Origin of the sequence: Lacrimispora sanguinis (assembly GCF_044987295.1) — a bacterium.
Taxonomy (GTDB): domain Bacteria; phylum Bacillota; class Clostridia; order Lachnospirales; family Lachnospiraceae; genus Lacrimispora; species Lacrimispora celerecrescens_B.
The window spans coordinates 5294696-5321349 of sequence record NZ_CP173277.1; the positions used below are offsets into that span (position 1 = coordinate 5294696).

General features: G+C 44.9%; 22 protein-coding genes. 19 read left to right on the plus strand and 3 right to left on the minus strand.

All coding sequences use genetic code 11. The features are described 5' to 3' along the window. Position 1 precedes the first annotated feature (1 nt). The 12 genes from ACHZES_RS24745 (at position 2) to ACHZES_RS24800 (ending at position 14302) form a co-directional block, all read left to right on the plus strand. Positions 2-538, plus strand: a complete 537-nt coding sequence (locus tag ACHZES_RS24745) for a PadR family transcriptional regulator (RefSeq protein WP_154520988.1) — start codon at positions 2-4, stop codon at positions 536-538. 95 nt (positions 539-633) lie between these two features. Continuing rightward, positions 634-1197, plus strand: coding sequence for an HD family hydrolase (locus ACHZES_RS24750; protein WP_154520987.1), 564 nt, complete (start codon positions 634-636; stop codon positions 1195-1197). 361 nt (positions 1198-1558) lie between these two features. Next, entirely contained in the window at positions 1559-4189 is a 2631-nt protein-coding gene (locus ACHZES_RS24755) for a diguanylate cyclase domain-containing protein (RefSeq protein ID WP_404820294.1), read from the plus strand. Positions 4190-4370: 181 nt separating this feature from the next. Then, a complete protein-coding gene (locus ACHZES_RS24760; protein WP_395547443.1) occupies positions 4371-6314 on the plus strand; it encodes a methyl-accepting chemotaxis protein in 1944 nt (647 codons plus the stop codon). A 350-nt stretch (positions 6315-6664) separates the two neighbouring features. Then, positions 6665-7324: an amino acid ABC transporter permease gene (locus ACHZES_RS24765; protein WP_038280411.1), complete on the plus strand. Its 660-nt coding sequence runs from the start codon at positions 6665-6667 to the stop codon at positions 7322-7324. Further along, positions 7305-7982 carry an amino acid ABC transporter permease gene (locus ACHZES_RS24770; RefSeq protein ID WP_038280413.1) on the plus strand — a complete coding sequence of 226 codons (678 nt, stop codon included), beginning with the start codon at positions 7305-7307 and terminating at the stop codon, positions 7980-7982. Before ACHZES_RS24765 ends, ACHZES_RS24770 begins: the two co-directional genes overlap by 20 nt. Positions 7983-7987: 5 nt before the next feature. Beyond that, a complete protein-coding gene (locus ACHZES_RS24775; RefSeq protein ID WP_038280415.1) occupies positions 7988-8740 on the plus strand; it encodes an amino acid ABC transporter ATP-binding protein in 753 nt (250 codons plus the stop codon). 28 nt (positions 8741-8768) lie between these two features. Beyond that, positions 8769-9638 carry a transporter substrate-binding domain-containing protein gene (locus ACHZES_RS24780; RefSeq protein ID WP_395547442.1) on the plus strand — a complete coding sequence of 290 codons (870 nt, stop codon included), beginning with the start codon at positions 8769-8771 and terminating at the stop codon, positions 9636-9638. A gap of 142 nt (positions 9639-9780) precedes the next feature. Then, entirely contained in the window at positions 9781-10398 is a 618-nt protein-coding gene (locus tag ACHZES_RS24785; RefSeq protein WP_038280421.1) for a TetR/AcrR family transcriptional regulator, read from the plus strand. Positions 10399-10526: 128 nt separating this feature from the next. Beyond that, positions 10527-12350 (plus strand): ABC transporter ATP-binding protein, encoded by a 1824-nt coding sequence (locus ACHZES_RS24790; RefSeq protein ID WP_395547441.1) that lies wholly within the window; start codon positions 10527-10529, stop codon positions 12348-12350. Then, a complete protein-coding gene (locus tag ACHZES_RS24795; RefSeq protein ID WP_395547439.1) occupies positions 12343-14094 on the plus strand; it encodes an ABC transporter ATP-binding protein in 1752 nt (583 codons plus the stop codon). The genes ACHZES_RS24790 and ACHZES_RS24795 overlap by 8 nt, the downstream gene beginning before the upstream one ends. 43 nt (positions 14095-14137) lie before the next feature. Next, positions 14138-14302: a hypothetical protein gene (locus ACHZES_RS24800; RefSeq protein WP_395547438.1), complete on the plus strand. Its 165-nt coding sequence runs from the start codon at positions 14138-14140 to the stop codon at positions 14300-14302. Between the two features lie 106 nt (positions 14303-14408). On the opposite strand, the gene ACHZES_RS24805 is transcribed toward ACHZES_RS24800, so the two are convergent. Next, a complete protein-coding gene (locus ACHZES_RS24805) occupies positions 14409-15305 on the minus strand; it encodes a hypothetical protein (RefSeq protein ID WP_395547437.1) in 897 nt (298 codons plus the stop codon). Positions 15306-15666: 361 nt separating this feature from the next. Here ACHZES_RS24805 and ACHZES_RS24810 point away from each other — a divergent pair, with 361 nt between their 5' ends. From ACHZES_RS24810 to ACHZES_RS24825, 4 genes are all read left to right on the plus strand, one after another. Continuing rightward, positions 15667-16782 (plus strand): ABC transporter substrate-binding protein, encoded by a 1116-nt coding sequence (locus ACHZES_RS24810; protein WP_038280431.1) that lies wholly within the window; start codon positions 15667-15669, stop codon positions 16780-16782. A gap of 117 nt (positions 16783-16899) precedes the next feature. Beyond that, the gene (locus ACHZES_RS24815) at positions 16900-17979 is read left to right on the plus strand and encodes an ABC transporter ATP-binding protein (RefSeq protein ID WP_038280434.1); all 1080 of its coding nucleotides are present in this window, start codon (positions 16900-16902) and stop codon (positions 17977-17979) included. Beyond that, the gene (locus ACHZES_RS24820; protein WP_089990279.1) at positions 17973-19625 is read left to right on the plus strand and encodes an iron ABC transporter permease; all 1653 of its coding nucleotides are present in this window, start codon (positions 17973-17975) and stop codon (positions 19623-19625) included. The genes ACHZES_RS24815 and ACHZES_RS24820 overlap by 7 nt, the downstream gene beginning before the upstream one ends. A 28-nt stretch (positions 19626-19653) precedes the next feature. After that, positions 19654-21102, plus strand: coding sequence for a phosphoglucomutase/phosphomannomutase family protein (locus ACHZES_RS24825; protein ID WP_154520972.1), 1449 nt, complete (start codon positions 19654-19656; stop codon positions 21100-21102). A gap of 75 nt (positions 21103-21177) precedes the next feature. On the opposite strand, the gene ACHZES_RS24830 is transcribed toward ACHZES_RS24825, so the two are convergent. Both ACHZES_RS24830 and ACHZES_RS24835 read right to left on the minus strand, forming a co-directional pair. Then, positions 21178-22023 (minus strand): Cof-type HAD-IIB family hydrolase, encoded by an 846-nt coding sequence (locus ACHZES_RS24830; RefSeq protein WP_395547436.1) that lies wholly within the window; start codon positions 22021-22023, stop codon positions 21178-21180. Between the two features lie 111 nt (positions 22024-22134). Further along, the gene (locus ACHZES_RS24835; protein ID WP_395547435.1) at positions 22135-22980 is read right to left on the minus strand and encodes a hypothetical protein; all 846 of its coding nucleotides are present in this window, start codon (positions 22978-22980) and stop codon (positions 22135-22137) included. 133 nt (positions 22981-23113) lie between these two features. Between ACHZES_RS24835 and ACHZES_RS24840 the strand changes: the two genes are divergently transcribed. Genes ACHZES_RS24840 through ACHZES_RS24850 form a run of 3 tightly spaced genes read left to right on the plus strand, consistent with a single transcriptional unit; the run spans position 23114 to position 26650 of the window. Beyond that, on the plus strand, positions 23114-24178 hold the full coding sequence (locus tag ACHZES_RS24840; protein ID WP_395547434.1) for an extracellular solute-binding protein: 1065 nt from the start codon (positions 23114-23116) through the stop codon (positions 24176-24178). Further along, entirely contained in the window at positions 24175-25893 is a 1719-nt protein-coding gene (locus tag ACHZES_RS24845; protein WP_154520969.1) for a histidine kinase, read from the plus strand. The genes ACHZES_RS24840 and ACHZES_RS24845 overlap by 4 nt, the downstream gene beginning before the upstream one ends. Next, entirely contained in the window at positions 25886-26650 is a 765-nt protein-coding gene (locus ACHZES_RS24850) for a response regulator (protein ID WP_038280450.1), read from the plus strand. Before ACHZES_RS24845 ends, ACHZES_RS24850 begins: the two co-directional genes overlap by 8 nt. The last annotated feature ends 4 nt before the right edge of the window (positions 26651-26654 follow it).

The following is a 26654-nucleotide window of genomic DNA, read 5'->3' on the forward strand; positions in this document are numbered from 1 at the left end:
TATGTCAACCATTGATTTAATCGTATTAGGTTTGGTGAAACAGCAACCGCAAGGAGCTTATGATATTCAAAAGGAATTAGAAAGTCGGAATATCTCCCGATGGGTTAGGGTCAGCGTTCCCTCTATCTATAAAAAAGTCATTCAATTAGAGGAAAAGGGGTATCTTCATGGTTCCATTACCAAAGAAGGAAAAATGCCCGAAAAAGCTGTTTATCAATTAACAGAAAAAGGCGAGCGTCACTTTTTGGAATTGATGGAAAAGATGTCTGATAAAACGATTAATATTTTTTTAGACCTCAACGCTGTCATTGTTAATTTAGACAGTGTGCCTTTAGAAATGAAATTAAAGTGTCTGGGTCAAATTGAAACAAATATATTGAATTTAACAGAAACTTTGGATAAAAATAGGATTGCAAAACCAAATAGTCCAATGATAGGAAAAAGTGTTTTAGAGCAACAACTTTCATTAGCGGAAACACTAAAAAATTGGATAGAGCAGTTAAAATCTCACTATGAAAATATGCCGGATCATGAATAATTGCGAATAACCTAACCTTATTCTCTATTGAGAATAAAACCGAATTCACGCTACTTCCTTATTTTAGAAAATAAGAATTTATAGGGGGAATGAACATGGAAGCAAGAAAATTATTGGATGCATTATTAGTCGCTGAAAAGCTGAAAGATACAACTCGCCATTGCTATACTTCCAATGGCAGACACGAAAGTGTTGCAGAACATAGTTGGATGATGACCTTGATGGCTTTCTTTATGAGGGAAGAATTCCCGGAAGCTGATATGGATAAAGTCATCAGAATGTGCATTATTCACGACTTGGGAGAATGTTTTACTGGAGACATTCCTACTTTTGAAAAGAACCAGGACCATGAGCAGACCGAAAAAAATTTGCTATATAGCTGGGTACGTTCCTTACCGAAGGAATATGAAGTAGAAATGCGAGAACTTTATGAGGAAATGGAAGAGCGTAAAACAGTTGAAGCTCAAGTTTATAAAGCCATTGATGGCCTTGAAGCATTGATTCAGCACAATATGTCCGACTTGTCTACATGGATTCCGAAAGAATTTGAGCTCAACTTAACTTACGCAGATGATAAGGTTGCATTCTCTGATTATTTAAAATCTTTAAGACAAGCTGTTCTTGAAGATACTATAAAAAAGATTGGTGAAGCAAAGTAACTCTTTTTGAAAAGTCCAAGGTGGATGCAGAAATCCTTTTGCGCACCGGGATAAAGATTTTCTTTTACTGCGGTTTATGTTAGGCATACAGGAGATTCTTTAGATCTCTATCTTCTGTTAACTATCAAAATTATTTTTTGATTAATCGACTGAATGAAACAATCCTAATCTTTTATAGTACATTATGAGGGATTAGGATCATTTTAACGCAAATATTTTCAGGTTGAACTTTATAAAAGAAATAGTTATACTTATTTTATGCGGGGCCAGCCGGTAAGTAATATAGGAATGAGCCATGCAGGAAAGGGTACGTTTAACCGAAGCGATCAGGAAGATGAGATTACGAAGACCACGAAAAAGCATGTCAATTCAAAATGTGACGATCGTCACATTTATCTGTCTGTTCCTTTTGTCCCTGGTGACTATTGAAAAACTTGTTTTGAACAATTGGCAATCTTCCATAACCAGAGAGACTGCCGGAATGTCTGAAAAGATGAATCAAGATGTGATTGAAAAGATGAATTCATTTTTAAGAGTTCCAGTTATAGCAAATGAACTAGGGAAAAATCTGATTGAAAATAAATCCATTGATTTTTTGAACGAAAAGAGCCGCAACTCTTTTTTTATTGGCATTTTAGAATCTTATGAGAAGGAGATTTACAGTTTTACATATGCATCGGTTGATGGAGAATATTATGGGGCTCTCAGAAATAACAAGGGAGAACTTGAACTCATAAAGAATAATGATGAAACTGGCGGAGAAAGCTGGCGCTGCGCTGTTAATGAGGATTTGACGGCAGGAGCGTTGTTACAAAGTGCGGGCACTTTTGATCCCAGGCAGCAGGACTGGTATCAGGCTGCTGAAAAAGAGAAGAAGTCTGTTTTTTCGCCAGTATACAGAGATTTCATCGTTAATGACCTGGCAGTGTCTGTTTCATGTCCGATATATGATGAGGAAGGTATGCTTAAGGGGATTTTAGGGACCCATATGCTGCTCTCCGATATTGGTGCTTATCTGAAAAACGAGGGAGCTGGTTTCAAGGGCTATGTATCCGTCATGGAGAAAGACACCCGGTATTTAATTGCAAATTCCATGGGGGAGGATAATTATACCGCAGCTGGTGACGGATCACTGAAAAGAAATACGATTGATGACCTTTCTATTCCAGTCTGGAAGGACAGTTACGAGAAGTATCTTAAATCCCAGAAGACAGAATTCTTATGGAAGGCGGGAGACACGGACTGGTATGCGAATGTAAAGGAATACCGGAAAACAGGCCTAGACTGGGTCATTATTTCTATGATTCCAGGAAGTCTTTTGGCTGCGGAACTAAACCGGAATATTGGGGTATCGGCGGAACTTGCTGTTATTGCAGGTGCTCTTTCCATAACTATTTTTTTCTTGATCATTCGAAGGCTCTATAAACCGATTAATGGCTTGCTGTCCATTGCGGAGAACATTTCTGCAGGAAATTTAGAGCAAAGAGTGGAGATTGTAAGGAATGATGAAATAGGAAGAATATCCAATGTATTTAACCGCCTGGCGGATAATCTGCTTGATATGGTCAAGCACCTGGAATTTATTGTTGAAATGCGGACCAAGGAGTTAAATAAGGCTAATGAGATATTAAGAGAGAGTCAGTCCCAGCTTCATCTTATACTGGATACCACGGCTGAAGCTATATTTGGTACGGATTTAAACGGAAGATTCACATTCTGCAACAAAAGTTGTCTTCGTCTTCTGGGTTATACAAAGCCAGAGGAATTGCTGGGGAACGATATGCATTTTTTTGCCGATTTTCTTAGTCCTGAAAAAAATGGAGGGGAAAGAACCGGTGTGCTTAGGCGGGCTGACGGTACCTGCTTTGATGCGGAGTACCGCGCCCTGCCCCAATTAAGGGAAGGAAAGCATGTTGGGTATGTCATAACCTTTTCTGATATTACCGAACGAAAGAAGGGAGAGGAGAAGATCCGCTTTTTAAGCTATCATGATCCTCTTACCGGATTGGTAAACCGCAGGCGTTTTGAGCAGGAAATGAAGAGAGCAGACACGCAGCTGAACCAACCGGTTTCCTTGATTTTTCTGGATTTAAACGGCTTAAAACTCATCAATGATACCTTTGGGCATACGGCCGGAGATGAATTCATTGTTAAGGTTGCCCAGGTCTTAAAGATGAACTGTCGGGAAGGGGATGTTGCCGCACGAATCGGCGGTGATGAATTTACGGTGCTGCTTCCCCGCACGTCCAGGGAAGAGGCGGATTCCATTGCTGGGAGGATAAAAAATCAGGTCGCAGTGGAGAAGGTAAACATGGTGTCATGCAGCGTTGCGGTGGGAATTGGAACAAAGGCCAAGCACTGGCAGAAGATTGATCGGATACTGGAAACAGCAGAGAACGAGATGTATAAGGAGAAGAGCATTTCTTCCATAAACTTTGGAATTCATGCAATTAACGGCATTATCACTTCTCTCCATATGAAAAGCCCATGGGAGAAAAAGCACTCAGAAGAAGTAAGCAAGCTGTGCGAAAGGATTGGCCTGGCCATGGGGCTTCCCGAAACAGAAATTAAGAAACTGCGGGACGGGGCATACCTCCACGATATCGGTAAGATCACCTTAAGTGAGTCGGTTCTTGAAAAGCCCCATGATCAACTGACGGAAGCAGAGCATGAGATGATGAGACAGCATCCGGCCATCGGATACCGCATACTGAATCTGTCCCAGGAAACACTGGACCTTGCCAACGGTGTGTACGGACATCACGAATGCTGGGATGGTTCCGGATATCCCAAGGGCTTAAAGGGGGAGGAGATCCCGCTTATTTCCCGTATTTTATCTGTTGCAGAAGGGTATGAGAGAATTTTAAACCGGGAAAATAACCGGGAAGCGGGTAAAGAAAAAGCCCTGCAAGCCATTTTAAATGGTTCCGGACAAAAATATGACCCAACGATTGTCGAGTTGTTTGTACTTATTATGAAGGAGAATAAATAAAGCTCTCTCATTATTGAATTTCCCGCATTGACGGTTGGTTGTTCGTTTCCATTATTTGTGCTATAATGCCTACGGCATAATAGATGTATGTCTGATTTTCATATACTTAAGAGAAATGCCTGTAAATAGATTCAAAATTCAGGATTTTTCAAAATTGCAATTTTGAGGAGGCACTAGAAACATGAAGTACTTAAGAAACAAGCTTTTACTATTTATCTCTTTGCTGTTAATTTTTACGGTCATATTTCTGACTACCATTTCTTCGATTCTTTATTACCGAAGCTCCATGGCTGAGGCAAAGCAGAATTCGTCTTATCTGGCGGCAGCATATCAGCAGGGAATCGATTCTGTGTTAAATATTTACCGAAGTGAATTAAAGGTAACTGCATCAAAGAGTTTTTTAACAGATGGGAGAACATCAGATTCAGAGAAAAAACGTCTGTTGGATGAGGAGGCAGACGCTTCAGGCTTTCATTACATAACAGTAGCGGATGCACAGGGAACCAATAACAAAGGTGACCAGATTGCGGATCAGGACTTTTTTAAAGAAGCACAAAATGGAGTTGTCTATATTTCGGATCCGTTTTTAAATGAGGAGCAGAAGCTGAGCCTTTATATCGCAGCTCCTATTGGTGGCACCGGAAAAGTATTGTATGGATCTCTTCCTTATGAAGCCATCAGCGCGGAACTGACAAAAATTAAAATTGGTGAGAGCGGATATGCTTTTGTTATCGATAAGAATGGGACAACGGTCATTCATCCAAATGAAGACGATGTATCCAACCCCAGAAACTATTTTGAACTGGCCCAAAAGGATCCGTCCTATGCGCCTACTGCTAAAATTTTTAAGGAAATGACTTCCGGAAAAACCGGAACAGGTTTCAGTTTCTATAACGGACAGCGCCGCCTGGTGGGATATGTTCCCTTAAACGGACCGGAAGGCTGGTCAGTTGCAGTTACCACGCCTTTGACACAGATAGAAAAAAATATGAGTTATACTCTGGTGATGTGTGTGATCGCAGGATTGGTACTGCTTTTAGCAGCCATTGCTATTACCCGTATATTCTCCAAAAAGATCACCGAACCGATTGTGAGTGCAACACAGAGGATCGAACGGCTGGCCCGGGGAGAACTTGATGAAGACTTTGAACCTGTTAGAGGAAAAGACGAAAGTGCACGGCTTATTATGGCCCTTCAGAACACCATCCATGGACTTCGGTCATATATCATGGATATCTCCAATGTACTGAATGCCGTAGCTGCCAAAGATTTAACCATAAAAAGTGCCGTACAGTATCAGGGTGATTTTGTTCCGATCCAGTCAGCCCTGGACCAGATCTTAGACTCTTTGAACAATACACTTTGGAATATCACCCAGGCAACGGATCAAGTACGTGCCAGTTCCGCGCAGGTTGCGCTGGGCGGACAGAATCTTGCTGAAAATTCAGCGGAACAGGCGGCGACCACAGAGAGCCTGACCAATTCTCTGGAAATGGTATCACAACACATTCAGGAGAACGCAGAGCATTCCCTGTCTATGAAGAACATGACAGAGTCAGCGCTTTTAGAGACTCAGCATGGGGATGAAGAAATGCAGAGGCTGCAGCAGTCCATGGCAAGCATTGACGATTCCGCAAAGAAGATTCAGAGCATCATCCACATCATTGATGATATTGCCTTCCAGACCAATATTCTTGCATTAAATGCGGCGGTAGAGGCTGCTCGTGCCGGTGATGCCGGGAAAGGATTCTCCGTGGTGGCTGATGAAGTACGGGAGCTGGCTTCCAAAAGTGCAGATGCAGCTAAGCAGACAACTGATCTGATTCACAGCACCATTGAGTCCGTAAATCAGGGAAAACAAAACACAGAGCAGACTGCTGATGCGTTTAAAAAGATCGTAGAACAGACCAGTTCCGTTAATACGCTGGTGTCAAGGATATCTGAATCACTGAAGAGCCAGGCAAATAGCGTTTATGAACTGGGAGAGGGAATGCAGAAGATTTCCATGGTTACCCAGGCCAACTCAGCAACGGCAGAGGAAAGTGCGGCGACCAGCGAAGAGCTGTTAAGCCAGATGCAGTTATTAAAGGAACGGGTTATGGAGTTTCAATTAACTCAGTCTTAGAAGAAAGGTTTAAAAATAATGATTGACAAATAGGCATGACAATAGTATATTAAACATATATGTTTAGTATGTATAAGGAGAAGTAAAACGATATGAAAACGAACTGCGTATGTAACATGAATCTTATGATGAATTGTTGCTGCTGTAGATGCTTCATGAGAAGAGATACAGTTTATTTACGTGTGCGTTTTGGTATCTGATTTCCAATTGTTATCCTGAGACACAGGGAAAATAGATGGAAGGGAGCAGGTATATGCGTATACCTGCTCCCTTTTGCATTTATTAATATAAAAAGGGAGGAAGGGAATCGATGGATCACATAAGTAAGAAGGAGGGGGAAAAGAAAAATCATGGATTTTGAGTTTATTCGTGCCTATATGCCGCTGTATGCAGAGGCGGCGGGTATGACACTTCGAATATCTTTTCTGGGGATCCTGCTGTCAGCAGCCATTGGTCTTTTGTGCAGCCTGGTCAAGATTTTTAAGATACCGGTGTTAAAGAGTATTGCGAATGGTTATATTGAGGTGTCCAGAAATACGCCTCTTTTGATCCAGCTGTTCTTTCTATACTTCGGACTTCCTAAAATCGGTCTTGTATTAAGCTCTGAAAGCTGTGCTGTGACAGGGCTGGCATTCTTAGGAGGAAGCTATATGGCGGAAGCATTCCGCACAGGAATTGAACAGGTACCGGTCATCCAGTCAGAATCGGGTCTAAGCCTGGGGCTTACAAAAGGGCAGGTATTTCGGCATATTATCCTTCCACAGGCGATAACCACTTCAGTCCCCGTATTTTGCGCCAACATCATATTTCTTATAAAAGAAACATCGGTGTTCAGTGCGGTGGCATTGGCTGATTTAATGTTTGTGGCAAAGGATTTGATAGGAATTTATTATAAAACAGATGAGGCCCTCCTAATGTTAGTGGTAGCATACTTAATCATTTTGCTCCCAATATCCTTACTCTGTTCCTGGATAGAAAGGAGGGTTCGCTATGCAGAATTTGGGAATTAGGATACTGTTTGAGGGAAATAATTTTCTTCGGCTGTTGGGCGGTCTCCTGGTATCACTTAAGATCGCGGTCCTATCCATGGCTTTATCCGTGGGACTTGGAATACTCCTTGGTATGGTGATGACCAGTAAAAAAAGGCCGATCCGAATTTTTACAAGGCTTTATCTGGAGACAGTCCGGATCATGCCTCAGCTGGTTCTTTTGTTTCTTGTTTACTTTGGAGCTGCAAAGCATTTGAATGTGAATTTTTCCGGGCAAATGGCCGCGGTCATCGTATTCACCTTTTGGGGGACGGCTGAAATGGGGGATTTGGTGCGAAGTGCACTGGAATCCATACCGGTTCATCAGTATCAAAGCGGCTTTGCCCTGGGAATGACGGAACTTCAAGTATACCGTCATATTGTGATTCCTCAAACAATACGCAGACTGCTTCCGTCGGTCATGAACCTTTTGACGAGAATGATCAAAACCACTTCTCTTGTAGTATTGATCGGCGTGATTGAGGTGGTTAAGGTTGGAAAACAGATCATTGACTCCTCCAGGTACACGGTTCCCGATGCGGCCCTTTGGGTATACGGAGTGATCTTCATTCTGTACTTTGTAATCTGTTACCCGTTTTCCAGGGCAGCTGCCCTGCTAGATAAAAAATTAAAGGATTGATAAAAATGAGTCAGGAAATGATTTTAAAGACAGAAAAACTTAGAAAGTCCTATGAAAACGGGCAGCCGGTTTTAAAGGATATTTCTTTTACCTTGGAAAAAGGAGAAGTAGTGGTGGTCGTAGGACCTTCCGGCTGCGGAAAAAGCACTTTTTTACGATGTCTCAACATGCTGGAGCCCATTGATTCCGGTACCATTCAATTTAAGGACCGGATCATTGACAGGGGCAAGCGGGATGTTTATGAAATAAGGCAAAAGATTGGCATGGTATTTCAGAGCTACGATTTATTCCCACATAAGACCATTCTGGGAAATATTATTCTGGCCCCTTTAAAGGTACAGAAAAGGGATAAAAATGAGGTGACGGCGGAAGCAGAAAAGCTTTTGGCCAGAGTAGGGCTTCTGGATAAAAAGGATTCTTATCCCAGGCAGCTTTCCGGCGGACAGAAGCAAAGAGTGGCCATTGTACGGGCGCTTATCATGCATCCAGAGATCCTGCTCTTAGACGAGATCACGGCAGCCCTGGACCCGGAGATGGTACGGGAGGTATTGCAGGTGGTGTTAGAACTGGCAAAGGACGGAATGACCATGGTCATCGTCACCCATGAAATGGAATTTGCCAAGGCAGTAGCTGACCGTGTCCTGTTCATGGATCAGGGCGTTGTAGTGGAAGAGAGCCTGCCGAACGAATTTTTCACCTCACCCCGGACAGAGCGGGCAAAGCAGTTTTTAAATACGTTTCATTATGAGGCGTTATAAAATAAAAAATAAAATGGAGGATGTAATTATGAAGAAGAAATTACTAGGTGCATTATTAGGCATTACCATGGCGGCGGGCCTTTTGGTAGGCTGCGGCCAGGCAAAAGACAATGGAGGAAACACCGGAGGGGCAGCTGCAAAGGCAAGAACCTTATCTGAGATTAAGGATGCAGGAACCATTAAAATCGGTGTATTCAGCGATAAGAATCCTTTTGGATATGTGGATTCCAACGGAAAGATCCAGGGCTATGATGTGTATCTTGCAAAGCGGCTGGCAAAGGATTTACTTGGAAGTGAGGATAAGGTTGAATTCGTATATGTAGAGGCTGCAAGCCGGGTGGAATATTTAAAATCTGCCAAGGTGGATGTGATTTTGGCCAATTTCACTGTTACTGATGAGAGAAAGGAACAGGTGGATTTCGCACTTCCTTATATGAAGGTAGCTCTTGGTGTCGTATCCCCTGATGCTGCTCTGATTACCGATGTGGCACAATTAAAGGATAAGACCCTCATCGTGGTAAAAGGAACAACGGCAGAAACCTATTTTTCCGAAAATCATCCGGAAGTAAAGCTGTTAAAGTTTGATGAGTACCAGGAAGCTTATGACGCTCTTTTAGACGGAAGAGGAGATGCCTTCTCTACCGATAATACGGAAGTGCTTGCATGGGCCCTTCAGAATAAGGGATTTACGGTGGGAATCGAGTCCATTGGAAATCTGGATACCATTGCTCCGGCCGTTCAGAAAGGAAACAAGGAGCTTCTGGATTGGATCAACAGCGAGATCGAAACTCTTGGCAAGGAGCAGTTCTTCCATAAGGATTTTGAGGAAACCTTAAAGCCTGTATATGGAGATGAGATCGATCCTGAAAATCTGGTTGTGGAAGGCGGCCAGGTTTAAGAGACAGGGAACTGAGAAAAAATATCAACAGTAGCTTCATAAGAACTTAATGAGAAAAATAACCGGCAGGGCGTCTTGACGTCCTGCTTTTTTTATTTCATAATAACATTGTTATATAACAGTGTTATAAAAAGGAGAAACGATGAGCGCTCAGGTAAAAGATACACACCTTGCCATTTTGGAGGCGGGTAGAAAGGAATTTTTAGAATATGGCTATGAAGGGGCTTCCCTAAGAAGGATCGCCAGAGAGGCATCTGTGACAACAGGAGCCATTTATGGGTATTTTCCCGGCAAGGAGGCGCTTTTTGACGCATTGACCGGAGATGCGGCGGATGGGCTCTTGGAAAAGTACAGACAGGTACATGACGAATTTGCAGGTCTGCCTCCCAGCGAGCAGGCGGCTTCTTTGGATAATATTACGGATGAAACGATTCCCTGGATGATCAACTATATTTATGACCGGTTTGATATTTTCAAGCTGCTGTTTTGCAAAGGCAGTGCAGGAAGCTGTGACAGCTATTTCGCTCAGCTGGTCAAAATTGAAGAGAAATCAAGCTGGGATTTTATCAATGCCATGAAGGAATCAGGGCATGAGGTTATGGATATTGACGGCACCTTGATCCACATCCTGTCCCGATCATTTTTCCAGCAGATTTTAGAGTTTGTGGCCCATGATGTCCCAAGGGAAAAAGCTCTTTCCTACTCGCTGGTTCTGGGGACGTTCCAGCATGCGGGTTGGAAGAAGATCATGGGGCTCTGATGTAGTGGGCTGTTCCTGATTCTTTTGATTTAGAAAACTTTACATAATGGTTAGCCTTAGCTAACTAGTTTTATAAAGGGAGTTGTTATATAAAAACAGTTACATTTTACCAAGAAAGGTGGTTTATCATGAAACAAATTAATTCTGGGGCAGCCAAGCCTAAAACCGGCATGGCCAGGTTGATGGAGCTTGCGGCTACCAAAAAGCCTCTTATGGTCTCCTCTGTGATCTTATCGGCGCTGGCATCTGTCGCCTCGTTTATACCTTATATCGCCATTTACTTTGTGGTGAGGGAAGTTATGGGAGCATTCCCGGACTTTAAGAATCTTGATCTGCAAAGAACAATTGGATTCGGATGGCTGGCCTTTGGGGGGATCCTGCTGAATGTATTGCTGTACTTTGTAGCTTTGATGTGTTCCCATCTGGCCGCTTTTGGTACTCTGTATGAGCTAAAGGTGAACTTTGCCTCCCATCTTGCCGGATTGCCTCTGGGATTTCATATGCTGGTCGGCAGCGGAAAACTGCGTAAGATCATGGATGAAAACATTGAGAAAATCGAAGGATTCATCGCCCACCAGCTTCCTGACCTGGTGGCATCCTTTGTGGCTCCGGTGGTCATGTTCATCATTCTTCTTGGAGTGGACTGGCGTTTTGGGCTTGCGGCGGTGGTTGGCATTGTCATTGCCTTTACAATCCAGATAAAAGCCTATGGCAATGATGGGGCTAAAAACATGATGATGAACTACCAGAGCGCCCTGGAGGATATGAACAATGCTTCCGTGGAATATGTCCGTGGAATCACCGTTGTTAAGGCGTTTAAACAAACAGTGTTCTCTTTCCGCCGGATGCACAGCGCCATTAAGGAATACACCCGAATGGTCATTCCTTATACCATGAGTTGGGAAAACTATATGTCTGCTTTTCAGACGGTCATCAATAACATTTACCTATTCCTGATTCCGGTTGGTATCCTGATCGGACTGCATACAACTGATTATGCTGATTATGCAGCTACTTTCATCTTTTATCTGATCTTTGTACCTTCCATTGCCTCTGTTCTTATGAAGATCATGTATGTTTCTACCAGCGGGATGCAGATCATTGGTGGAGTTGAACGCATGGATGAAATCCTGAATACCCCGCCTCTGAAAAATCCCCAGAGACCGAAGAAAATTTCCAGTCATGAGATTGAATTTGAACATGTATCCTTCTCTTACGCCGGGCAGGAGGCCCAGGCACTTACGGACATTTCTTTCCGGGCGGAGGAAAATCAGATTACCGCGATCGTTGGCCCTTCCGGCGGCGGTAAAAGTACCATTGCTCATCTTATTCCCAGGTTTTTCGATGTGACAGAGGGCAGGATCAAAATCGGAGGCGCTGACGTACGGGATATGAGAAGCGAATATCTGATGGAAAAGGTCAGCTTTGTATTCCAGGATGTGTTTCTTTTTAAGCAAAGCATTATGGATAATATCCGGTTGGGGAATCAGAGCGCCACTGATGCGCAGGTGATCGCCGCGGCAAAGGCGGCGCAGTGCCATGAGTTCATTGAAAAGCTTCCGGAAAAATATCATACGGTTATAGGTGCAAAAGGCGTCCATCTTTCAGGCGGAGAGCAGCAGCGCATTGCAATCGCCAGAGCCATTGTAAAAGACGCCCCCATTGTTCTTTTAGATGAGGCAACTGCATTTTCCGATCCGGAGAACGAACATCTGATTCAGCAGGCGTTTCAGGAGCTGATGCATGGGAAGACGGTAATCATGATTGCCCATCGTCTGTCGACCATCCGCAGTGCGGATAAGATTATAGTAGTAGACAAGGGCTGCCTTATGGAGCAGGGCAGACATGATGAATTACTGGAAAAACGGGGGAAATATTTTGATATGTGGAACGTATATACGAAAGCTCTTGACTGGAAGATGGATAGAAAGGGGATGAAAGAACATGTATAATTGGAAGGAATCACTGATGCTTACGGATAAAGGCTACAAGGATTTGAAGAAGGCCGTTGCCGCTTGCACAATCACGAATCTGTCACTCATGCTTCCCTTTACAGTGACCATTCAGATTTTTGCCGAGCTTTTAAAGCCAATGATGGCACAGGAGATTTCCTGGACTAAGATGTGGTTTTTATTCGGATGCGGTGTTGTCTCTGCAGTGCTTGTATTTTTGGCCAGTAAAAACGACTATAAAAAAACCTATGTCACTTCTTATCTGGAAGCTGAAAATTCCAGGATCAGTGTTGCGGAACGGATCCGAAAGCTGCCTATGAGCTTTTTTAACTCAAAGGACCTTTCCGAGCTTACCACAAACATAATGGCTGACTGTTCCACTACGGAGCATGTGTTGAGCCATATCATTCCTCAGCTTAGCGCCAATGCTATTTCTATTACTATTATCTGTGTGATGATGGCCCTTTTTGACTGGAGAATGGCTCTCTCCGTGTTCATCACTGTGCCTGTTGCGCTGCTTGTCATTCTGGGAAGTAAAAAGACTCAGGCAACATTAAGTGAGAAGCAGGTGGAAGCAAAACTGAAAGCTTCTGATCAGGTTCAGGAGTATTTGGAGGGGATTAAAGTTATAAAAGCCTGTGGCCTAGATGGCTCGAAGTTTTCGGCATTAGATGATGCTTTGCGTCTGATGAAGAAAATGGCAATTAAAATGGAATTTATAACCGGAACTTTTGTCACCGGAGCTCAGATGATTTTACAGGCAGGTGTGGGGCTGACCGTTTTTGTTGGAACCTATCTGCTGACAGGGGGCAGCATTGAGCTCATCCCCATGCTCATGTTCTTTGTCATCGTCGTAAGGATTTATGGACCGGTCCTTGTGGAATTTACTCTTTTACCGGAATTGTTCTACCATCGGATCGCCACGAAACGGATGCGCACCCTTATGGCTGTTCCGGTCATGGATGGTGAGGGTGTTAAGCCTCTGACACACTGGAATATTGATTTTGAGAATGTTTCCTTTGGCTATAACGTGGATAAATCCCGGGAAGATAAGGTGATCAAAAACCTGAGCGTATCCATTCCTTCTGATGCCATCACGGCTCTGGTGGGCCCCTCCGGATGCGGGAAAAGCACCATCTCAAGACTGATTGCCCGCTTCTGGGATGTGAACGAAGGCAGCGTAAAAATCGGCGGAATTGATGTAAAAACCCTGGATCCGGAACATCTGATGAGCTACATGTCCTTTGTATTCCAGGATGTGGTACTCTTTAACGATACAGTCTATAACAATATCCGCATCGGAAACATGGAAGCCACGGAGGAACAGGTTATGGAAGCGGCGAAGGCTGCTTGCTGTGATGGATTTATAAGCGCTTTGCCTCAGGGGTATGAGACCATGCTCGGGGAAAACGGCAGCACGCTTTCCGGAGGGGAACGTCAGCGACTCTCCATTGCCCGGGCCCTGTTAAAAAATGCGCCTATCGTCCTTTTAGATGAGGCAACTGCCTCCCTTGATCCTGAGAATGAGGCGCTGATCCAGCAGGCAATTTCCAGACTGATCGAAGGGAAAACGGTAATCGTCATTGCCCACCGCCTAAGAACCATATCAGGTGCGGATAAGATCATCGTGCTTCAAGAAGGCAGGCTGGCTGAGGAAGGCACTCATGAAGAACTGATGAATAACAAGGGGCTTTATGAAAGACTGTACCGGATTCAGCAGGAAAGTTTGGGCTGGAGTGTCTAAGGGGAAGAAAATGGCATCAAAATAAATAGGAGGAGTGACTTAGGTGAAAAAGATGCAGCTCCCTTTCCGTATGACCTATTTTAACATTGATCCGAAACCTGTGAACTTTATACACCCGAACGGTATAAAAAGGATAAAGAACGTTTCCTTCGAAACGAGGGAAGAGTTGATACCAATTATTAAGGAACTAAGTGATGATCCTGTATAGACTCTGTTTATAGGGAGTGGAATCAAAGATCTGGAATTTGAATATGCAGTTAGATAAATAAATAATAAGCCGCCATTTTGGCGGCTTATTTCATACCCGTCGCTGACTAAAAGATACCGGGAATTACAATAGCAAGAGCTAGACCAATTACAAAAGAAGCTGCATTTGCAATCAATGCATAGGTGATGGTCTTCCATATTGGCACAGGTACATCGAGTTTTCGCAAGAAAACTGTATACAAAATAGCTTCGACGATAAATATCAGAAATTCGAATAAAATATAGGCAAGAATGAACAGCATTGCCCCATAACTGTAATTAATCAGATTCAATGCGACATTAAGGGTAATCTGTGTCACCAGATTAACCGCAACGATAAAGAGAAACTGCTTTTTCTTTCGAAACGCAAACAGCAGGGCTATGAGCAGCTCAACCGCAATCGTCAAAACGATGCGCGCGATTAACGAGATTATTTCTCCGCTGTAATCATAACTTTTTTGGGCGCTGAAAGATAAGGTTTCACCTTGCTCGATGACGGAGGAAATTTCTGAATCTGTCAGGCTAACACGAAAGTAACTGTCAAAGGCATATCCTTCATATGCTGCTGCGCTTATTGCGAAATAATCACTATCAGGGAAGTATATCAAAATCTTGAAATCTGAGGGGGGATAATAAGTCCAACTAAACCGATGCGTTTCTGAACAGTTTTGAAAGTATTGTAGAAAATAGTATCCATCCTTGTCTTGGTATTCGAGAAATTTCAAAAATATAGGATAGTCTTCGTGGCTCTCGTTATAGCGTCTATTGCTGTTGTCCGTAAGCGCGCTGTATGGGCCCGTTGAACGTCTGCTCGATAGTAATGTTACATAGTAGGATTGTTGGGAAATGCCATTAAAGTCAATTACTACAGAAGGTTTCGGTCCCATATCTGCCGATGCGGTAATCGAGAAAACAGTGACTAAAAGAACAATGCAGAACAAAAATGAGATTAACCTTTTTTTCACGGCGCACTTCCTCCTTATATGCTTTGGATACTTTAAATATTTTACCATAACCATCCATCCAAAACAACGATGACATTCCGTCCGTTATACCTGCCCGCCCCTTGCCGTCTGGATTTTTACCGCTAACTGGCCGATGGTCTGAGCCAGCGATACCGGGCGGCTTTTGTTGCTTGGAATTATGAATTATGTACATGTATGTTTGCAATAACAATAAAAAATAGTGCAAAAGTTCAGTATGACAAAAGAAATGTAAGAATATTAAATGGAAAAGTGCACATTAAAACCTTATAATTAGATCATACGAATTAAACATTTCCATATAAGCGTGAATTAAAATAATTTTATAAAGGAGAGGTTATTTATGAAAAAAAGATTTTTAACAGCTTCATTGGCAGCACTGGCGGCATTAAGTTTATCTGCCTGCAGCGGCGGAGGAAAGCCTGCAGAAACTACGGCAGCTCCCCAGACTGCGGAGACGACGGCTTCTGCCGAAACAAAAGCAGAGGAGTCCAAAGCCGGAGCCGATGCAGCAAAAGCACCGGAGGATTACAAGGGTACCGTTGTCGTATATTCTCCCCATGATGCGGACCCGCTCAATGCAGGCGTGAACCTATTCATGGAAAAGTATCCAAACGTTAAGGTGGAAGTTGTGGCAGCTGGTACAGGAGAACTGTGCAACCGTATTGCAGCTGAGTCCGCAAACCCCATTGCAGATGTATTGTGGGGCGGCGGCGCTGACTCCTTGGCAGCGTTTAAGGAGCATTTCGCTCCCTATGTATGTGTCAATGACGAGTTCATCGGCGATGCTTATAAGGATGCCGAAGACATGTGGATCGGAGAAAGCCCTCTGCCTATGGTCATTTTTTATAACAAGAACTTAATCGAGAAGGATGGCCTTACCATTCCTGAGACATGGGAAGATTTGACAAAGCCTGAATGGAAGGGCAAGATCGCATACTGTCTGCCATCTAAGTCCGGCTCCGCATACACGCAGCTGTGTACCATGATCCTGGGCCATGGCGGCAAGGAAGATGGCTGGGATTTCATTAAGAAATTATATGACAATCTGGATGGTAAGATTGTTGACTCTTCCGGTAAGTGCCATAAGATGGTTGCAGACGGCGAGTTCTACGTAGGTCTGACCCTGGAGAAATCCGCAGTACAGTATAAAGATGATCCGTCGGTTGGATTCGTTTATCCCAAAGACGGAACCAGTGCAGTACCTGATGGTGTAGCACTTGTAAAGGGCGCACCCAATGAAGAGAATGCAAAGCTGTTTATCGATTTCGTTACATCAAAAGAGTGCCAGACAGAGCAGAGCAAGAACTGGGGACGCCGTCCGGTAAGAAGCGATATGGAAGTAGGCGAAGGAATGGCTAAATTACAGGATATCGTGCTGGTGGATTATGATTTTGACTGGGCAGCAAATGAGAAAGAAGCCATTATTGAGAAATTCAATGACATTATGGTCGACTAATAAAAAGGATAGGAAAACATTCTGACGAAAAAAGACTGTCCCGGCCCTTATGGGACAGGACAGTCTTTTACTGTAACAAACAGAAAGGCACCGAAGGTTTAAGGAGGAACGATAGGTATGAGCCATGCAGTAATTATTAAACAGGCCGTGAAAAAGTACGGTGATTTTACAGCTCTAAATGGGGTGAATCTGGAGATGAAACCGGGGGAATTTTTCACATTACTTGGTCCCTCCGGATGCGGTAAGACAACTCTGCTTCGTATGATTGCAGGATTCAATTCTGTAGATGGCGGGGAGATTTGTTTTGATGACAGGGTAATCAACAACTTGGATGCCCACAAGAGGGACATCGGCATGGTGTTCCAGAACTACGCCATTTTTCCCCATTTAACTGTGGCGGAGAATGTGGCTTACGGTCTGAAAGCAAAAAAATATCCAAAAGATCAGATTTCCCGCAAGGTGGAGGAAGCTCTTGACCTGGTGCAGATCAAAAACCTAAAGGACAGGAAGCCAAATGAGCTTTCCGGCGGCCAGCAGCAGCGAGTGGCTCTGGCAAGGGCATTTGTCATTGAACCGGGAGTACTTCTCATGGATGAGCCCTTATCAAACCTGGACGCAAAGCTCAGAGTACAGATGAGAACAGTTATCAAAAAGCTGCAGAGACGGCTTGGGATCACCACCATTTACGTTACCCATGATCAGGAGGAAGCTCTGGCTATTTCCGATCGTATCGCAGTTATGAAGGAAGGCAACATCATGCAGGTAGGATCTCCGGAAGACATCTATAAGAAGCCGGCGAATACCTTTGTGGCCGGATTTATCGGAGTATCAAATTTTATTGACTGTGAAGTGGCTGGAAGCGATCCGGCGAATGCCGTATTAAACATTAAAGGGGAATGCAGCTTAACCTGTAAGCTCAAATCTGCCTACACGGGAAAGGGGATTATTTCCGCAAGACCGGAGCAGCTGTTTTTCGATGAAAAGGAAGGCCTTCCCGGCAAGATCGTCATCTCCACGTTCCTGGGAGACTTCATTGAGTATGAAATCCAGCTGAACAACGGGCAGACCATTCAATTAAATGAATACACAAAGGATGCCGGTGACTTGCGGCCGGACGGTCAGGAAGTACGGGTGAACTTTGATATCAGTGCGGTAGGTGTATACGATGCCCAGACCCAGGAGGTGATATCATGGTAAAGAAAGGATGGAAGTTTGACTTCTGGTTTTGGGTAAAAGTGGTGGTAGTAGGCTTTATGCTGCTGTTTCTGATTTACCCTTTCTGCACCCTGATTACGCGAAGCTTCTTCTCTGGCAAGGTGGAAGGGTTCACCCTTGAGAACTACATCCGGTTTTTTACGAAAAAGTATTATTATTCCTCTTTGGGGCGAAGCCTGTTCATCTCCATTGTCACCACGGCTACGACTTTGGTCGTGGGGGTGCCCATGGCCTATCTGATGTCCAGATATAATGTTTTCGGAAAACGTTTTATCCATATATTCATCATTATGAGCCTTATGAGCCCGCCGTTTATCGGCGCTTACAGTTGGATTATGCTGTTCGGGCGTGCCGGCTTTGTGACTCGGTTTTTTGAAAGCATCGGGATCTTTCTGCCAAGTATTTATGGAAAACTGGGCATTATTCTTGTTTTTACGTTCAAGTTATTTCCTTATGTTTACCTATATACATCGGGGGCAATGGGAAGCATTGACTCAAGCCTTGAGGAGGCGGCGGAAAATCTGGGAAGCAATAAGCTTCGCAGGCTTTTGACCATCACCATACCGGTGATTCTGCCCTCCATCGCTGCGGGAGCCATTATGGTATTTATGACCAGCCTTGCGGACTTCGGAACACCAATGCTCATTGGCGAAGGCTACATGGTTCTTCCCGTGTTAGTGTACAACGAATATATGAGTGAGATCGGTGGAAATGCTCATTTAGCCAGCGCCTTATCCGTGATTGTAGTGCTCTGCTCGACTACGGTGCTTTTGATGCAGAAATATTTTGTGACCAGAAAAAATTATGTCATGACAGCCATGAGACCGCCGAAAGAAGAGCAGCTTCACGGTTTCAAGCGCTTCCTGGTAACTTTGCCGGTTATGGTGGTAACATTTATCGGCATTCTTCCACAGATCGTGGTGGTGGTGAGCAGCTTTATAAAGAGTGATTTTACAGGATTTAAAAAAGGTTTCAGCGTCGAAAGCTATGTGACAATTTTTAACAGGCTGTGGACCAATATCCGGAATACGTTCGTGTTCTCTGCTGCAGCCATTGTATTCATTATCATACTGGGTATGCTGATATCCTACATCGTGGTGCGGCAGAAAGGCATAGCAGGGCAGTTGATGGATCTTCTCATTATGTTCCCCTTTGTCATTCCGGGCGCAGTACTGGGCATCAGCCTGATCGTGGCATTCAATAAGCAGCCCATGATCCTTACAGGTACTGCTGCTATTATGATAATCGCCTTCGTTGTCAGGAAGCTGCCTTATACGGTACGGTCGGGCAGTGCGTTCCTGCAGCAGATGGACCCCAGTGTGGAAGAGGCCTCCATCAGCCTGGGCGTATCACCTATGAAAACCTTTGCCAAGGTGACAGCAAGGCTTATGGCCCCGGGCATCTTATCAGGAGCAATTCTAAGCTGGATTACCTGCATCAATGAGCTGTCCTCCAGCGTTATGCTTTACGGCGGCAAAACAAGTACCATATCCGTGGCCATTTATACGGAGGTTGTCCGAAACAGCTATGGTACGGCGGCAGCACTGGCTTCCATATTGACGGTCAGTACGGTCATATCCCTGCTCATTTTCTTAAAGGTAAGCAAGGGGAAGGTTTCTGTTGTATGATCCACGAAAACATGGAGGGATACGAAGGATGGTAACGTTTGGTACTGGTGGCTGGAGAGCCATAATTGGAGAAGATTTTACAAAGGAAAATATCCAGAAGCTGGCGCTTGCCGTCAGCCTTAAGATGAAAACGGAAAACGTAGATGGAGAAGGGATCGTCATAGGATATGACAGACGTTTCCTGTCTAAGGAAGCGGTTATCTGGGCCTGTGAGATATTTGGGAAGCAGGGAATCAAGGTGTATTTCGTAAACCGAAGTTCCCCCACACCTCTCATCATGTTTTATGTCATGAAGCACCGGTTAAACTACGGCATGATGGTAACGGCCAGCCATAATCCGGCTATTTATAACGGGATTAAGGTGTTTACCTATGGCGGGCGTGACGCGGATGAGATTCAGACCCAGGATATTGAAAAATATCTTATAGAGGCAGAGAGGATCTATGAGCCGGACCATGAGGAGTCCGGACAGATGCCTCCAGCCTCTTATCTTGAGCTTGTAAAAAATGGAGTGGTAGAGGAAATCAATCCTTTAAATGAGTATCTGGACAATATCATATCCGTCATTGATATGGATGCCATACGCTCCAGGGATTTTCGGGTTGCCATTGACCCCATGTACGGAGTGAGTCTTACGGCCTTAAGCACCATTCTTTCCGTCGCAAGGTGTACCATTGAAACCATTAATGACCAGCATGACACGTTGTTTGGCGGCAAAATGCCTGCGCCAACGGAGCAGACCTTGCGGAACTTACAGAATTATGTGCTGGACCGGTATTGCGATATTGGGATTGCCACAGACGGAGATGCGGATAGGCTGGGGGTCATTGACGATCAGGGCCGCTTTCTCCATGCCAACAATATCCTGGTGATGCTGTATTATTATCTTCTGAAGTACAAGGGCTGGCGGGGGCCGGTAGTTCGGAGCCTTTCCACCACTCATGTACTGGACCGGGTGGCGGAGAGTTTCGGACAGAAGTGTTACGAGGTCCCCGTTGGGTTTAAGTTTGTGTCCGCAAAGATGCAGGAGACGGATGCTATCATCGGCGGAGAGTCCTCCGGTGGCCTGACGGTTAAGGGACATATTCATGGGAAGGATGGAATCTATGCCGCCTCCCTTCTGGTAGAAATGATGGCCGTATCAGGGAAAAAGCTGTCTGAAATTGCAGCGGATATTCGCAGAGAGTACGGGGCAATCCATATGGCAGAGCGGGATTACCGTTTTACAAGCGAGGAAAAGGAGAGAATCAACCAGATTCTCATGATTGACCGGAAACTGCCTCAAATGCCGTTTGAGATTGACAAGATATCCTATATCGATGGGTGTAAGGTTTATTTTAAAAACGGCGGCTGGGTGATTGCAAGATTTTCCGGCACAGAACCGTTGCTTAGGATCTTCTGCGAGATGGGAGCAGAGGCGGATTCTGTGAGCGTGTGCAGTTTGTTTGAGGAATATCTGGGACTGCAGGAAGGATAGTAAGAGGAATAAAGAGGAAGAGGCTGCTGCAAATGGAAATGAAGTTATGGAGCAACAGCCCCCTCTTAAACAACTTTAAACCAAACCCGGGATGTGTTTATAAAGTGAGACGGCAATCCCATCGTATTCATTAGACAACGTAATCTCATCCGCCACTTCTTTCAATTCTTCCACCGCATTATCCATAGCCACACCAATCCCTGCATACTGAATCATAGTTTTATCGTTCTGACCGTCACCAAAAGCAATAATCTCATCCTGCATATACCCCATAGGACTCAGTACTGCCTCCAGTGCTTTTGCCTTATCAATTCCCTGAGCTGTAAATTCAAAATAAAATGGAGCAGTAAACATACAATTTAATGTGTCTTTAAACGGTTCCATCATCTCCCGGTAATGCTCTTTCAGATAGATGGAATCCCCGGCTGTCAGAATCTTGTTGAGAGGATAGTCCACGAACGCAGCCAGATCATCCATTTCGCACAATTTATACTTTCCGCCACGGGACTCATATTGAATGATATTAATTTCCTGTTCCCCATTTTTTATCATACAGTCATAAACATCGTTGACATACATATAGTTTCCTTTGTCTATCATCGGCCGGACGTTAAAACCTTTCATATGTTCTAACACGGCTTTTCCCTGCTCTACAGTCATTGTTTCATTAAACAGCACTTCTCCGGTCTGGCAGTCTGTCACTCTGGACCCATTAAAAGAAACAAGTAGTCCGTGATGCCTGCCCATCTCCAGTTCGATTGCAAAATCACTCAGTCCGCTGTCAGGTCTTCCTGAAGCCAAGATTATTTTTACGCCGCTTTCCTGTGCTTTTTTTAATGCGGCCTTTGTCTTCGGAGTAATCTCCTTTTTGTGATTGGTCATTGTGCCGTCTACATCCATAACGATTACTCTAATGCTCATATCTGCAACTCCTTCCCGGAACCAAACAGCTGTATTGATTCCGTCCCTTTTTATTATTTATTTTAAATCTTCCTGACCATTATTATTTTGCATCAGCCCCTCTGTGTTTTCTTATAAAGTGTCAAAGCGAATATAGGTGCGGTCGTCAAAGCTGTCATTTCCCTTTACCAGCCCTTTGGTGCCCTTGTTCTCCCGATAGCAAAGGGGATCTTTTTGTATGAGCTCCCGAAGGGCGGCTTCGCTTTCAGCCAGAGTATCCTTAAGGACTGGATAGCCGTCGCTTGCAAGGACTAGCTGGGAGTGCTGGGGCACGGGAAGGATGATGACACGGTTTGAGTGAATGGGGAAGCCGTTTAACACATCATATCCATAGGCTGAATCTTCATTGGCAAAAAGAAGCTGGCGGCGCAGGAGTGGAAGAATGTATTCCCTTCCGGTGTCATGGCCGGAGAGTGATGCTTCTGTCCGGCCTGAAAGAAGCTCCGTTTGAATATAAAGGCTTCTGACCTGGGAAAGCAGGTTGTCGATGGTTTTGACTTGCTGATGATGGATGCCGCCAATGAGACATTGGCAGTCACCAAAGGCCCATACCTCTCTGCGGCGGATACTGTACAGGATGAGAACTGCCTGCAGGCGTTCTTCAGGCTTTTCTTCCAGAATGGAACGGCGTGTGCGGCAGGCCCTGGCCAGGGATTCGTTTAAATAGTCCATAGCACCGGCCCCGTCAATGTCGGAAGGCATGGCACTTAAGGCATCAAGCAGTACCTCTTTTGCATAGCATCCGCTGGTCATGCTTCCAGAGCTGTCCCCCGGGTTTTCGGTCCAGGTAAGGGTTCCCTTGCTTGTTACACCGTCGATTACTGCGATAAAGTTCTCATTTACAAACAGCCCGTCTTCACACAGATTGCTTCCTATGTGTTTGGGGATAATGGATTGTTCTATGATATGTACAGCCATGGCAGGCACCTCCAATTCTCTATTAGGTAAAGTTTAACATAAAAGTGACCTTCTGCCCATGGCAAAACCAGCATTTTTTTGATATAATGGACAAAACGAAGCCATATTGCGGACAGGAGAGGAGGAAGCGTCTATGAGACTTTCAAACAGTACCAGAAAAAGATGGCCGTCGGTCTGCGCCTTGTCTCTTATTTGCTGTATCCTACTGTCTTCCTGCCGGTCGGAGGCGGGAGAACAGACCATGTATTCCCCGGCTGATCTGGTGGTTTACTCAGTCCAGGAAAAAGGGATATGTGAACCTATCATCAAGGAATTCGAGGAACGTACAGGCTTAAATGTAAAGGTGGAACCCGGATCTTTGGAGGAGCTGTTAAAAAAGTTAGAGGATGGCAGCGGACTATATGGAGATGACGGAGAAGCCTGGGATGTGGTATTTGGGGTAGGAATTGAGACTCTGGAAGAAAAAAAGGAATACTGGCAGGCTTATGAAAGTCCAGAAGTCCCATCCATAGCCGGGGCGTTCCGGTGTGGAGATTATACGTGGACCAGTTTTTCCGCCTGCCCTTTAGTCATCATGTATAACACCAATGTGGTAACATACCGGGAGGTGCCTTCAGGCTGGACCAGCCTGTTGGAGCCCAGATGGAAAGGCAGGGTAGCCTTTATGGATCCTGGTATGTCGGATATCTATTCCTCGGCACTTGCAACGGCTGTCTATAAGTATCGGGGAGAAGGAGATTATATGAAACAGCTGGCAGATAACCTGGAATACGGGAGCCTTACCAGCTTATCGGAGGTGAATTCCGGAATTCTGGATGGCAGATATTCCCTGGGGGTCACCTTAGAAGGGGCAGCCCAGGCCCTGCGCTCAGGGGGAGCGGATGTGGACTACATTTACCCGAAAGAAGGGACCACAGTGCTGCCGGATGGAACTGCCATAGTAAACGGCTGTCCAAACCTGGAAGAGGCTAGGTGTTTTTTAGATTTCACGGTCAGTGAGGACGCACAAAGGATCCTTGTTTCGGATTTAAACAGGAGATCCGTGCGGATGGATGTACCTCCCCTTCCAGGCCTTTCCCCTATAAACAAGCTTCCCATCACAGATATGGATTTAAAGAGGCTGTCCCAGGAAAAACAAGAGATTCTGAAACAATGGAACAGGATCCTGTTCTTGTACAAAAGGAGTGCCGGAGAATGAAATGGTACGGTCGGTTTTCTTTTAAAACACGGGTATTTTTGGGATGTCTGCTGGTAGCTCTGGTGCCTCTTACCTTTTCAAGCGTGGTTGTTACCAGGCTTTTTACCGCTTCCATTAACCGGCAGCTGGCTATAGAGGGAAACCGGCAGCTGGAGGAGGTAAGCGCAAAGCTGACCCAGCTATTTGAAAATTGTGAGAAGGCCTGTGAGACTTTTACAGCTGACGGTACAGCAGCCAGGGTGATGATCGACAAGGATGCCATTGAGATGCAAAAGGATTTGTATTTATCCTTATATCAGGCGGTTCAGGAGATATACAGCAGCGCTCAGTTCAGCATTTATGATTCTGGCGGTAAGCTTCGTTTTACTACGGACACCGCTTCAAAAAACAGTTCTCTTCCCATCCGCTGGGGGCTTCTAAAGAAGGCTCAGGGGGTGAGCGGGATCACCTATTACAGGACCGATCCTTATCTTCCGGGAGCGGATAAAAATATCCTGATGCAGGGGGCCTATTCCCTGGAAAATTCCCATGGAGCCAGAACCGGATATGTGGTCCTTGATTTTTCACGTGAAAATTTTGACAATCTCTTAAACGGTTTCTATTCTTCCGGGGATACATTTTTGGTACTGGATTCCCATCAAAGGCCGATTTACTGCTCCAGCCCGGAGTATGGGGAAAAGGAGATTAATGACATCATCTCTCATGGAGTGTCAGGACATGAGAGGGAAAAGGGAAGAGGAGTGTATACCAGGTATTTATGGACCAGGGAACCCTCCCAGGGAATCTATGTCATCTTGAGACGTTCCGCACCAATCAGTGCTGAGGCCATCCGCACCATGGGGACAGTAAGCATTCTTTTATCGGCCCTTGGCCTGGTCCTCTGCCTGATGATTTCTGGTGCTCTGTCAAGAGGTATTGCCCAGCCGGTGAGCCAGCTGGATAAAGCTATGGCAAAGGTGAAAAAAGGTGATTTATCCATCCGCATTCATACAAACCGGCAGGATGAGCTGGGAAGGCTGACGGAAAGCTTTAACCAGATGACAGGCGACCTACAGAAATACTTAGAGGACACGGTTCAAAAACAGAAGGATCTAAACAAGACCACCATTAAATTGTATCAGACCCAGTTAAACCCTCATTTTCTCTATAATACCCTGGATACGATCAAGTGGAATGCCAGGATCAACCAGATTCCGGAAATCGCCATATTGGCGGAGAATCTGGCAGTGATTTTGAGGAGAAGTATTTCCAGCCGCCCTTTTATCACCTTGAGGGAGGAGCTGGAAACCATTGAAAGCTACATCCAGATCCAAAAAATCCGTTTTACAGGACGTTTCCTTTATGAAACCGAGATTCCGGACCAATTGGAGGACTGTATTGTGCCCCGAATGTTTTTACAGCCACTGGTGGAGAATGCCATCATCCATGGGCTTGATGGGTGCGAGAACGGATATATCTGTATTTTTGCAGATCAGAAAGATGGAGTATTAAGCATATCCATTACAGATGACGGATGTGGTATGGACAAGGAAATGGTGGATTGGATCAACAGTGACAACCCTTTGAAAAGAGATGGACACTTGGGACTTTACAATGTGATCCGTATACTGAAAATTTATTACGGACAGGAATATGGGATCAGGGCGGAGGTTACTAAGGAAGGAACTACCATTGCTTTAAGGCTGCCGGTCCAGAGGGAGGTGACGGATGTATAAAGTCATTGTTGTGGAAGATGAGACAATGGTCCGCCGGGGAATCATTTTGACCATTAACTGGGCGGCTCTGGACTGTGTCATAGCGGGCGAGGCTGCTAACGGGGAGGAAGGAGCCAGTCTGGCAGAACGGCTTTCCCCGGATATTATTGTGACAGATGTGAAGATGCCCCGCATGGACGGAGTAGAGATGATCACCAAACTTCGGAAAGAAGGGTGCAGAGCGAAGTTCATTATCCTGACTGCCTACGGGGATTTTAAGTACGCCCAAAGCGCGTTGCGGTTAGGGGTCAGTGATTACCTCTTAAAACCCTTAAAGGATGGAGATTTAGAGCAGGCAATCCTGCATATCCGGAGCCAGATCGAGCAGGGAAAGGAAAAGGAGGCAGGAGATGTTTCCGCACCGGTGCTTCTTTTCAATGCGGACAAGAAATCCAAGAACAAATATGTGGCTGAGGCCATCCGGTACATCCGGATGCATTATAAGGAGAACATCACCATTAGTACGGTGGCGGAATATTTGGAAATCAGCGAAGGTTATTTGAGCCGTGTGTTAAAAAAGGAAACGGATTATACATTTACCAGCTATCTTACGTTTTACCGGATGCAGGTGGCCATGTCCCTGCTTAAGGACTGCCGGGTCAAAGTTTATGAAGTGGCGGACCAGGTTGGATATTCGGATACCGCCTATTTCAGTGCCCAGTTTAAGAAGCTTTTGGGCGTATCGCCTTCGGAATATCAGGAACGATGCGGCAAATGAGAAG